This is a genomic window from Malonomonas rubra (assembly GCF_003247215.1).
GTDB lineage: Bacteria > Desulfobacterota > Desulfuromonadia > Desulfuromonadales > Geopsychrobacteraceae > Malonomonas > Malonomonas rubra_A.
Genome location: NZ_QKAP01000046.1, coordinates 1 through 11,542 on the forward strand (window position 1 = coordinate 1; position 11,542 = coordinate 11,542).

Consider the following 11,542-nt stretch of genomic DNA (forward strand, 5'->3'; position numbering starts at 1 on the left):
ACGGCGTGCGTTACGGGGTGCGCGTGGATAAAGGGGAAGGGCTGATCGGCATGTACCAACAGACCCGCGCCGCTGGCTTTGGCGACGAGGTCAAACGGAGGATCATGCTCGGAACCTACGCCCTCTCTTCCGGCTACTACGATGCTTATTACCTCAAGGCGCAGAAAGTTCGGACCCTGATTCGCCAGGATTTTCTCGATGCGTTTGAACAGGTCGATTTCATGCTCGCGCCAGTAGCACCGACCCCGGCTTTCAAGATCGGTGAGAAGACCGACGATCCGCTGCAGATGTATCTTTCCGATATCTTCACCATTTCGCTCAATCTGGCGGGGCTATGTGGCATCAGCCTGCCCTGCGGGGTGAGTGGCGAGGGTTTGCCGATCGGGCTGCAGTTATTCGGCAAGCCATTTGCGGAGAGCGAAATCCTGCAGGCGGCCTGGGCGTTTGAAAATGCAACCGATTTCGGCGGCAAGCTGGCGCCGCTGTAGTCGGAAAGGATAGAAACATGGATTCAAGATATGAAGTCGTGATCGGGCTGGAGGTTCACGTCCAGCTTACCACCAACACCAAGATCTTCTGCGGCTGCTCCAAGGAGTTCGGCCAGGAGCCAAACAGCCAGACCTGCCCGGTTTGTCTGGGACTGCCCGGTGCTCTGCCGGTGCTGAACAAGCAAGTGGTTGAGTACGCGATCAAGACCGGTTTGGCAACCAATCACCAGATTGCACCCCGCTCGATTTTTGCCCGAAAAAATTACTTCTACCCTGACCTGCCGAAGGGCTACCAGATCTCCCAGTTCGAGCTGCCGATCTGCGAGCACGGTTGGTTGAACATCGAAACCGAGGAGCTGGGCAAGAAGAAGGTCGGCATTACCCGTATCCATATGGAAGAGGATGCCGGTAAGCTGATCCACAGTGACGGTAATAGCTCTGCAGTCGATCTGAACCGGGCCTGCACGCCGCTGTTGGAGATCGTTTCCGAACCGGACATGCGCAGTGCAGACGAGGCGATCGCTTATCTCAAGCAGTTGCACCAGATCGTCATGTATCTCGGCGTCTGCGATGGCAACTTGGAGGAGGGTTCCTTCCGCTGTGACGCCAATGTTTCGATCCGTCCCTGGGGGCAGGAGGAGTTCGGCACTCGCGCAGAGCTGAAGAATCTCAACTCCTTCCGCTTTATCAAGCAGGCGATCGAATATGAAGTCGAGCGCCAGATCGATGTTATCGACGATGGCGGCAAGGTGGTGCAGGAAACGAGGCTGTTCGATCCCGACAGCGGCGTGACCCGTTCGATGCGCGGCAAGGAGGAGGCGCACGACTACCGCTATTTTCCCGATCCCGACTTGGTGCCGCTGGTGGTTCCCGACGAGTGGGTCGAGCGGGTTCGCAGTGTGCTGCCGGAATTGCCGGAGGCGAAGATCAAGCGTTACACCGAACAGCTCGGCCTGTCGGAGTACGACGCCGGGGTGATCTCGACCGAGCGCCCGGTTGCCGAGTATTTCGAGGCTCTAGTTGCGCTTCACAACAACCCGAAAATCTGCGCCAACTGGGTGATGGGCGAGGTCTCCCGTGCCCTCAACGAAAACAGCATCGCCATCGGCGATTGCCCGGTTTCTCCAGAGTTGCTGGCCGGGGTGCTGGAGCGGATTGCCGATAATACTATCTCCGGTAAAATCGCTAAGACGGTCTTCGAGGAGATCTGGCAGACCGGCAAAACTGCCGATCAGGTGATCGAGGCGAAGGGGCTCAAGCAGGTCACCGACACCGGAGCCATTGAAACGCTGGTCGATGAAGTGATCGCCGCCAACCCGGGTCAGTTTGAAGAACTGAAGGGGGGCAAGGAGAAGCTGATGGGCTTCTTTGTCGGTCAGGTGATGAAAGCCAGCAAGGGTAAGGCGAACCCCGGGATGGTGAACCAGTTGATGCAGAAAAAATTAAAAGGATAAAACTTATGTCCGGTTGTCAAATAGATACCAGTGTGATCCGCCCTATCCGTTTTTTCAACGGCAAGTGCCAGATGCTCGATCAACGGTTGCTGCCGGCCGAGGAAGTCTGGCTCGAATATAACACCTATGAAGAGATTGCCGATGCGATCCGCACGATGGTAGTGCGTGGCGCACCAGCGATCGGCGTGGCGGCGGCAATCGGCGTCTGGTTCGGGGTGCGCGATATCGAGACCGCTTCGAGCCAGAAATTCTTCGCGCAGATGAAGCAGATCTGCGATGTGCTGGCCGCGACCCGCCCTACAGCAGTCAACTTGTTCTGGGCGCTGGAGCGGATGAAGCATTTCGCCGAGTCAAACCTCGACCGGAGCGTGATGGAGCTGAAGATTGGCCTCGAGTACGAGGCGTTGGCGATCTGCCAGGAGGATGAACAGCTCTGCATCAAGCTGGGTCGGCAGGGGCAGTCGCTGATTCCGGACGGTTCCCGGGTGTTGACTCACTGTAACGCAGGGGCCTTGGCAACCGCCGGTTATGGCACCGCCCTCGGCGTGATCCGTGCCGCAGTGGCCGCCGGCAAGAAGATTGCCGTGCTGGCCGATGAAACCAGACCCTGGCTGCAGGGTGCGCGGCTGACCACTTGGGAGCTGCAGAAGGATAACATTCCTGTGACCCTTATCTGCGACAATATGGCCGGCTACCTTATGAGCAAAGGTGAGATCGACTGCGTGATCGTCGGTGCCGACCGGATTGCCGCCAACGGCGACGTCGCCAACAAGATCGGCACCTACACGGTGGCGGTGCTGGCCAAGGAGCATAAGCTCCCCTTCTACGTCGCCGCGCCGATGTCGACCATCGATTTTAGTTTGAGCGACGGAAGCCAGATCCCGATCGAGGAGCGGGACGCCCTCGAGATTACCCATCTCAAGGATATCCAGCTGGCTCCGGAGGGGATTGAGGTACGTAACCCGGCATTCGACGTTACCCCGAACCGGTTAGTTACGGCGATTATTACCGAGTGCGGGGTAGTGCAGGGGGATTATCAGCAAGGTTTGGCTGAATTGATCCAAAAACGCTGAAAATTGGGGCCGATGAGAAAACAGCTTCGAGAAAAACTTGACCTGCTCGGGGGGAACAACGAGCAGCAGTTGACAGACTGGCTGAACAATTTTGGTTTGTTCGACGGGCAACGGGCGACGACCAATCTGGGGTTGATTGCCGAGCAGCTGGACGATTCGCAGATGTTGACCGATATTCTCGAAGATGCTTTCACCGTTGCCGATCCGGATACAGCGCTGAACTTGCTGGAGCGGGCGTTCAATTGCATTGATAAAGACACCCTGTTGGCGGTTTTGAAAAGGCCGGAGCGGCGCAAACAGCTGTTGACGATTCTGGGCGGTTCCCCGTTCCTTGCCGGGATCCTCTGCCGGAGAAACGTTTTTGTCGACCAGCTATTGCTGCAGGACGATATTGACCACCCACGCAACGAAGCGGAAATGCTTGCTGACCTGCGTCGGACGATCCCGGAACAGGCCGATTTCCAACAGCTGAAATCTGGGTTGCGGCAGTACAAAGTGGTGCAGATCCTGCGCATTGGCAGCCGTGATCTGTGTGGGATGGCCTCCTTGGAAGAGGTGACTGCCGAGCTGTCAGATTTGGCGGCAGCGAGCCTGCAGCGCGCCTATGAAGTTTGCGGACGCCAGCTGCAGGATGAGTTTGGTACCCCGCTGGAAAACCTTGAATCTGGAGATCAGCGGCAGGCGGCAATGACCATCCTCGGGATGGGTAAGTTCGGCGGCAACGAATTGAACTTCTCGTCCGACATCGATCTGATTTATTGCTACTCATCGACCAACGGGGAAACCACTGGCGGAAGCAAGGGAGAAAAAATCAGCCTGCACCGTTATTTCCTCAAGCTAGCCGAGCTGGTTTCGCGAGCACTGCATCAGGTGACTGAGGATGGCTTCGTCTTTCGCGTCGATACCCGGCTTCGGCCGGACGGCAACAGCGGTGATCTGGCTATTTCGGTAACTGCCGCCGAAACCTATTATGAGTCCTGGGGGCAGAGCTGGGAGCGGGCGGCGATGATTAAAGCACGTCCGGTTGCCGGTTCGATTCCTCTTGGCGTTGAATTATTGAAGAGGCTCAAGCCGTTTATTTACAGGCGCTATCTCGATTTCGGCATGATCGAAGACATCAAGATGATGAAGCAGAAGATCAACGCCAGCCTAAACTGGGGGCAGGAACGAGAGCGCAATCTCAAGCTAGGGCGGGGTGGAATCCGGGAAATCGAATTTTTCATTCAGGCGCTGCAACTTATCAATGCCGGGACCAGGCCGAATCTGCAGTACCGTAATTCGCTACGGATGCTGAAACTGCTGGAAGAGGAGGCGCTGATCACTACCGAAGAGCAGGAACTGCTCAGCTCCGCGTACCGTTTCCTGAGGACGGTGGAGCATCGGATTCAAATAGTCCAGGAGCAGCAGACCCATTCCCTGCCGACGCGTCCGAATGAGCTTTTGGCGCTGGCAAGGCGTTGTGGGTTCGTTGATGTCGACGGATTCTCCACCGAACTGGAACGGCATCGGCTAGGGGTCGCCAATATTTTCAAAGATCTCTTTCACTCTGCCGATGAAGAGGAATTTGAAGTCCGCCCCGAGATCAATTTCGTCTTCGATCGTGAGTCAGATCCCGATCTGGTCAAAGACCTGCTCGAAGAAAAGGGCTTCAGCAACCCGGATGCCGCTTACGAAAGTCTGCTCTGGCTGCGCGGCGGCGACCCACACAAGCGACTGACTGCGCGGGGGAGGCGCTGTATGGAAAAATTGGCGCCGCTGCTGTTGACCGAGCTGCTCGACTCGGCCAACCCGGATCAGGCGTTGAACAACTTGGAACGCTTTATCCGCGGTATCCGTGCTCGCACCTCCTACTTTTCTCTGCTTGCTGAAAACTCTGAAATTGTTAAACTTTTGATTGCGTTGTTCAGTTCTAGCCAACTGCTCTCGCGGATCTTTATTCAACGGCCGGAACTGCTTGACACGTTGGTGGCCCGTTCTTATGCAACCGAGAGCAAAGATCGCGAAATGTTGGCCGCTTCGTTGTCCGAACAGATGCGCTTGGCCGAGGACTACGAGATGCAGCTGGATGGACTGCGCCGTTTCCGCAATGAAGAGTTCCTGCGCATCGCCCTGCGAGACCTCCAAGGGCATATAAAACAGGGGGAAGGGGCCAAGCAGCTTTCCTGGGTTGCTGAGGTTTGTCTGGAACAGGCGATCAGGATGGCGCGTCAGGAACTGGTGACGCGTTTCGGCGCCCCTTATCCGGTCGATGCTGAAGAGGATGCCGAGCAGACGGCTTTCGCCATCGTTGGTATGGGCAAGCTGGGTGGTTGGGAACTGAACTATCATTCTGACCTCGATATTATTTTTATCTACGATTCAGAAGGTCAAACTCGACCGGCGGCAGGTACCGACCCGGTGCGGTTCCGACAGTTGAGCAATCATGAATATTTTGCCAAGCTGGCCCAGCGAATCATCACCGCACTGACTCTAGTAACCCGGGAGGGTACCGTCTATGAGATTGACACCCGCCTGCGCCCGTCCGGGAATCAGGGGCCGCTGGTAACCAGTTATAGCGCTTTTAAACGTTATCACCGGGAAACGGCACAGCCTTGGGAGCGTCAGGCGATGACAAAGGCGCGGGTGGTTTGCGGGCCACCGGAATTTGCCGGACGGCTGCAGCAGTTGATTTCAGAGTTGGCCTTCGACCGACCGATGCCGGATAACCTGCAAAGTGAAATTTATCGCCTGCGCTCACGGATGGAAAAAGAGATCGCCAAGGAAACGGAGGCTCATTTCAACATCAAGACCGGCCGGGGTGGAATGGTCGATGTCGAGTTTATTGCTCAATACTTGCAGTTACGTTACGCCCGGCAGATCAAGGCGCTGTGGCAGCAGAATACGCTTGAGGTACTGAGGGTTTTGGCGCAGAACGATATCCTGCACACCTCCGAAGCGAAGCAGTTGATTAATGGTTATAAGTTCCTGCGTCGCCTCGAAAACAAGTTGCGGCTACTGCACGATCAGTCGATCAATGAACTGGCCGGGGATCAGAAAAGTCTGCGGAAAATTACCCGTAGTCTCGGTTACGGTGAAAAAGGGCTTGTGCCGGAAAAAGAATTTTTGGAACAATACCACCTCGTAACCGAGGGGATTCGGCAGCTTTTCGAGAATTATCTGAATCCGCACCAGGAGGTCAGTGAGGATGCCTGAAAAAATTAAAAAGGTCATGGTCATCGATGATGATCAGGGCCTGCGGGCATATATGGGAAAAGCCTTGTCGGCCGGTGGCTACCAGGTGGAAACAGTGGATCGTGGCGCGGCTGGCCTACAGAAGCTGCTGGCCGATGACTACGATCTGGTGCTGATTGATATCAATATGCCGGAGATTTCTGGTCCTGCTGTTTGTAACGCTTTGCGCAAGCATGAGAAAACGAAAAACATCAAGGTGGTGATGATCACCTCGATGTTTCACAGTCCCGAGCAGATCGCTCAGGCCAAAGCCGATTATGGCGCGGACGAGTTCCTCCTGAAGCCATTTAACTCTCCAGAGGTGTACCGTCTGCTGGAGCGCTTGCTGGAACCGGAAAAGAAAGAGCAGGATCTTTCCCAGCCGATTGAGGAATGCAGTGTGCCGCAATTGTTGCACAAACTCTACAGCGACAAAGCGACCGGACTACTGCATCTGCAGCGTGGGGAGTCGAAAAAGATCATTTACCTCAAGGACGGCTACCCGGTCTTCGCCCGTTCCAACATATTGAACGAATGCTTGGGGCAGATGCTGGTGAAAAATGGGTTAATCACCCAGGCTGACTGCGATGTTTCAGTAGCGCGGAGTAAAGAGTCGGGGCGTTTGCAGGGAACGGTTTTGATCGAGATGGGGCTGCTCACCCCGCAGGATCTGCATGATGTTCTGGTGATGCAAGTGAAGGAAAAGTTGCTATCGACTTTTAAGTGGCAGGATGGGACCAGCAAGTTTGTCGCGGGCAAAGATTTTAAAAAGAACGTTACCACCATCAATACCTCGCCCGCGTCACTGATTATGCAGGGTATCAAAGGTTACTGGTCCCTGAAACAGTTGGATGACTACCTTACTCCACGCCGACATCTTTATCTAAAACAAGGATCCGATCCGAAATACCGCTTTCAGGATGTAGAACTCAACCGGCGGGGAGAAGAGATTTTTGCCAAATGTCTGGGGACATTGACTTTGGCCGAAATTGTTGAACAACACCCTCTAGCAAAGCGCGAAGTGCAGCAGATTCTGGTTGCTCTGCTGATTTCCGAACTGCTGGAAACCAGTGAAATTTCCGAAGTGATCGAGGGGAGTGAAGTCCCCGGACTAAGAAGGGAGAAAGCGGTCGACGAGGAATTGCGGCGTAAAATTTTGGAAGATTATCAGCGCGTAATGGAGGCTGATTATTTCGAGGCGCTTGGAATTCTCAGACAGTGTGGTGGTCCAGAAGTGCGGCGCGCCTATTACAAGCTCGCCAAAGAGTACCATCCTGATCGTTTCTTGGGCAGTGGCCTGTCAAAGGAGATGAGCTCCAAGATCGGTGAACTGTTTCAATATATTACCCAGGCTTACTCGGTTCTCAGCGATCCGAAATCCTGTTCGGACTATCTTGACGAGTTGCTGCACGGCCCGAAAAAGTCGATCAACATCAATCAGGTCATCGAGGCGGAAACAGCCTATCAGCAGGGTACTATGCTTCTGAAACTGCGGCGCTTCAGTGCTGCAGTCAAGCCGTTGCAGCGGGCGATCGAATTGAGCCCCGAAGAACCGGAATACCTTACCCATTTCGCTTGGGCGTTATTCAAGGCCACTCCGGAAAAATCGGAGGTGCAAAATCGTGCCTTGGAGGTGCTGCTCACTTCCCGTGAACTGAACCCCAGTCTCGATTTGACACATCTTTATCTGGGACGTATCTATCAGCTGCAGGGGAAAGAGCGGCAGTCGGAAAAATCCTTCGAAATGGCAGTACAGGCCAATCCTGACTGCACCGAAGCGTTGCGGGAGTTGCGTCTGATCAATTTAAGGCGTGAGCGGAATGTTCAGTCGAAGGGGCTGCTGAAGAAGTTCATCCATCGGGACAGTTAGCCATGCCGCGGAATCTGCCTTGTCTGGCGTTTGCTCGGGTCTTTCTCGGGCTGTCTGCCTAGCCTCCCCGCCAGTTCAGCTAATAGGAAGAAAAGGGCCGATTGAAGTCGAGTAGAATGGCGGTCATGTCATCTTCATTCACTTGGCCGCTGCAGAATTTGTCGAGCTGCCCGAACAGTTCATCGAGAAATTCGATGTGATCACCTGCCCCATGCTGTAAGTCTCCTCGCAGGCGTTGCATGCCGTACATCTCACCCTGCCGGTTTTTTGCTTCGATGATACCGTCGGTGCAGAGCAATAAGCGATCGCCCGGCTTGAACTTGAATTCGAGGACATCGATATCCGGATCGTCGAAAAATCCGAGTGGCGGACCACTGGTCGGGAGCGAAATGATTTTTCCCCCTTGCTTTGCCAGTGGAGGTGTGTGCCCGCAGTTGACATAGTGCATTTTCAAACTGTTCGGATCGATAATGGCAAAAAACAGGGTGGTGGAAAAGTAGTAGTCGAACTTCTGAGTGCGGCGAGCGAAGGTGCAGAGAAATTTATTGACCCCATCGACAATCTCTTTCGGGGCGCATTCACCGAGGGTGGATCGGTGGATGTAGCCGTAGATCAACGACATGATTACCGCGGCGTGAAAACCGTGACCGGTGACGTCACCGATAAACAAGCTCTGGCACTGATCGGGCATGGTGATAAAGTCGAAATAATCTCCTCCCACTTTACGGGCCATGCGGTTTTTGACCCCAGTACAACACCAGGTACACAGCGGTGAGCTTGGCGGGAACAGTAGTCGCTGGACCTGAAAGGCGAGATCCAGTGCTTTGTCCAGTTCGTTAAAATCGTCTTTGATCATTCATGCTCTCCGCAAGGAGGGTTCGAAAGGCCTTGGTCAAGCAGATGTCGTAACTGAACTTTTCCCAACGCACTGATCATGCTGTTGCGGATTTGCGGAATCTCTTTTGCCAGCTCGGTGATCAGGCGTTTCATCCGTTGCCGTTTTTGATCCACCCCTCCAGCAACCGGGCAGGAGCAACAGATCAGCGGGTAGTCGGCCCGTTGACTATATTCAATAATATCAGACTCTTTAACATAGACCAGTGGCCGGATGACGGTCTGCTTGCCGTTGTCCGCCAACAGCTTCGGGCTCATCGCCGCTAAAGTGCCAACATAAAACTGATTCAGAAGCAGGGTTTCGACGAAGTCATCCAAGTGGTGGCCCAGTGCAATTTTGTTGCAGCCGAGTCGCTCGGCAACCGTGTAGAGAACACCACGACGCAGCCTGGCGCAAAAGGCGCAATAGGAGGAGCCGGGGCGACGTTTCTCTTCAATAATCTGGTAAGTGTCGGTCGCTTCCATGTGGTAGTGATAGCCTCTGCTCTGAAGATGTTTCTCGAGCAGATCTTTACGGTAACCGGGGAAGCCGGCGTCGATATTAACGGCGATTAATTTGTAGTTGATCGGTGCTCTTTTCTGCAACGTCGACAGGATATCGAGCAGGGTGTAGGAGTCCTTGCCGCCGGAAACGCCGACCGCTATTCGATCCCCGTCCTCAATAAGCTTGAAGTCGCCGATCGCTTTGCCGGTCTGCCGTTTGATTCGCTGAAAAAGAGAATCTTTTTTGTCTGCCAAGGCCATCACACCTGTCTGAAAAGGTAAATGGGAATTTGTAGTGTAATTGTCAAGAAAATGCAACCGTTTGCTGGTGGCTGGCCTTGTCGGTTGGTTTTTTGCTAATTACTGTTTTTAAAGGTGAAAAAGGGTGTTGTTTTTTTGACATGGGAGGATGCCGAAATGAGTATCGATCCGCTAAAAATAGACGATGCTGTCCGACCTGCTTCCCGGCAAATTGTCTCAGCCGTAGGCAAGCCAGAGAAGAATTTCTAGCAGCTGCTAGAAAAGGCAGAATCGGTCGACGCCTTGTCACAACATGCTGCAGCTGCCGCGTCTTTGCTGACGCTGCCCGGTTGCAGTCGCTCTGCGGCCTGTTGTTTGAAGATGGGCAGGGGGCTGATGGCGATTCTTTCCCTACTCTGTCGCTACCTACCGGGCCGTTCAGAAGCCGGACCAAGCTCAACGGGTTGACCGGCTTTATCGGCAATTGCAGTTGTCTTTGCGTGATGAGCGGCCGTTGCAGCGGGACGACATTGAACGACTGATTGATCAAGTTGCAGAACAGGTCAGTCTTGCGCCGGAATTAATTCGATCGGTCGTTTCAGTGGAGAGTAATTTTCAGGTCCAGGCAGTGTCTAGCGCCGGGGCTCAGGGATTGAAGCAACTGATGCCGGAAACGGCTCAGGAGCTGGGTGTCGAAGACAGCTTCGATCCGCAACAAAATCTGCTCGGTGGCAGTCGGTATCTCAAACAACTGCTCGATAAATATAATGGGGATCTCGATAAGGCATTGGCTGCGTATAACTGGGGACAGGGGAATGTCGATCGTAAAGGGCTGGAACAGATGCCGCGGGAAACCCGGAACTATTTGACCAAGGTGAAGGGGGACTGATCGGCAGAGCTTAATCGGTCTGTTTGTTCTTCTGGTAAATCGCATTGCCAAGGTGACTGAAATGCCCCAGCTGCTCTTCGCGGAGGGTTTTGAAACAGACGCCTATCAAAGGGATTGCCTTCGGCGTGCCCGAACGGGTCCAGCGAAGAACTTTAGCCCAAATTGAGGTCTGGTCTTCAAACTCGATAAAGCGCAGCCCGACAATGTCACCGATGTTCCACTCCTGGTTGGTTAGCAGTGCACAGCCACTTTCTGAAATATCGAGAATTGTCGATCGAACCAAAGCTTGCGCTGCAAATTCTCCATCCCGCGAGATCAGCGTATTTTAATCAGGGGCATCCGTTCGTGTCGGCGAATTCTGCAGCCTTCGAATTTCCTGCAGTGTTCCTCAATGAATTTTTCCAGAGTCATCCCTTCTTGGGAGGTATGCCCATAAAGCAAGCAGTGAACTCGTTGAGATACTTCGTCCCATCTCACATGCATAGTGGGGAAGAGTCGCAACAGTTCAAGGCAGATTTCCTTCATCGTTCTGGTCGGCCTTGACCAGAGTGGCGAGGTCGATCAGCAGACCGCGGTGGGGAGCTAGCTTAAGTGTTTCAGCAGTGGTACTATTGACGGCAACGCACTCAACTCCAAGTTCCAGGGCCTTTTTTGGGTAATGCCTGCATAGCTGCTGATCTGTCGCTACGGCGATGGTGCAAATCTTCATACCTCTTTCTCCAATTGTCCGGGTTAAGTAGTCAAGATATAGATGGAAGATGAGAGATTATTGGTATTTAGCGGCGGGGTAAAAGGATTGAGGCGAGGGCGCGATATTTATTACCGCGCCCCAAGTGTGAAATTGAAATAATTGGCTCAGCTGCTATTTTTGTCTCAGGATCTCGACAAATTCTTTCAGACGAGGGGTCTCAGCGGCATTGACAAAGGTCGGTTTGTCGGAA

10 protein-coding genes are annotated in these 11,542 nt (G+C 53.8%); 6 read left to right on the plus strand and 4 right to left on the minus strand.

All coding sequences use genetic code 11. The features are described 5' to 3' along the window. From Q7J88_RS04230 to Q7J88_RS04250, 5 genes are all read left to right on the plus strand, one after another. Positions 1-488, plus strand: a 488-nt coding sequence (locus Q7J88_RS04230) for an amidase family protein (protein WP_303720909.1), incomplete at its 5' end; no start/stop codon positions are given. A 17-nt stretch (positions 489-505) separates the two neighbouring features. Next, complete coding sequence (gene gatB, locus Q7J88_RS04235) at positions 506-1,942, plus strand: Asp-tRNA(Asn)/Glu-tRNA(Gln) amidotransferase subunit GatB (protein WP_303720910.1); 1,437 nt, start codon at positions 506-508, stop codon at positions 1,940-1,942. Positions 1,943-1,947: 5 nt separating this feature from the next. Next, positions 1,948-3,015: an S-methyl-5-thioribose-1-phosphate isomerase gene (gene mtnA / locus Q7J88_RS04240; RefSeq protein WP_303720911.1), complete on the plus strand. Its 1,068-nt coding sequence runs from the start codon at positions 1,948-1,950 to the stop codon at positions 3,013-3,015. Positions 3,016-3,027: 12 nt separating this feature from the next. Beyond that, on the plus strand, positions 3,028-6,207 hold the full coding sequence (gene glnE / locus Q7J88_RS04245) for a bifunctional [glutamate--ammonia ligase]-adenylyl-L-tyrosine phosphorylase/[glutamate--ammonia-ligase] adenylyltransferase (protein ID WP_303720912.1): 3,180 nt from the start codon (positions 3,028-3,030) through the stop codon (positions 6,205-6,207). Beyond that, positions 6,200-8,095, plus strand: coding sequence for a response regulator (locus Q7J88_RS04250; protein ID WP_303720913.1), 1,896 nt, complete (start codon positions 6,200-6,202; stop codon positions 8,093-8,095). Before glnE ends, Q7J88_RS04250 begins: the two co-directional genes overlap by 8 nt. Before the next feature lie 79 nt (positions 8,096-8,174). Here the strand turns inward: Q7J88_RS04250 and Q7J88_RS04255 are convergent, their stop codons facing one another. Together Q7J88_RS04255 and ttcA are read right to left on the minus strand one after the other, a co-directional pair. Then, positions 8,175-8,951 carry a PP2C family protein-serine/threonine phosphatase gene (locus Q7J88_RS04255; protein WP_303720914.1) on the minus strand — a complete coding sequence of 259 codons (777 nt, stop codon included), beginning with the start codon at positions 8,949-8,951 and terminating at the stop codon, positions 8,175-8,177. Then, entirely contained in the window at positions 8,948-9,733 is a 786-nt protein-coding gene (gene ttcA / locus Q7J88_RS04260) for a tRNA 2-thiocytidine(32) synthetase TtcA (RefSeq protein ID WP_369681970.1), read from the minus strand. Before ttcA ends, Q7J88_RS04255 begins: the two co-directional genes overlap by 4 nt. A gap of 475 nt (positions 9,734-10,208) precedes the next feature. Between ttcA and Q7J88_RS04265 the strand changes: the two genes are divergently transcribed. Beyond that, positions 10,209-10,601 (plus strand): lytic transglycosylase domain-containing protein, encoded by a 393-nt coding sequence (locus Q7J88_RS04265; protein WP_303720916.1) that lies wholly within the window; start codon positions 10,209-10,211, stop codon positions 10,599-10,601. A 10-nt stretch (positions 10,602-10,611) separates the two neighbouring features. Here the strand turns inward: Q7J88_RS04265 and Q7J88_RS04270 are convergent, their stop codons facing one another. Together Q7J88_RS04270 and Q7J88_RS04275 are read right to left on the minus strand one after the other, a co-directional pair. Next, positions 10,612-10,884: a PilZ domain-containing protein gene (locus tag Q7J88_RS04270; RefSeq protein WP_303720917.1), complete on the minus strand. Its 273-nt coding sequence runs from the start codon at positions 10,882-10,884 to the stop codon at positions 10,612-10,614. 222 nt (positions 10,885-11,106) lie between these two features. Then, positions 11,107-11,310 carry a hypothetical protein gene (locus tag Q7J88_RS04275; RefSeq protein WP_303720918.1) on the minus strand — a complete coding sequence of 68 codons (204 nt, stop codon included), beginning with the start codon at positions 11,308-11,310 and terminating at the stop codon, positions 11,107-11,109. Between the last annotated feature and the right edge of the window lie 232 nt (positions 11,311-11,542).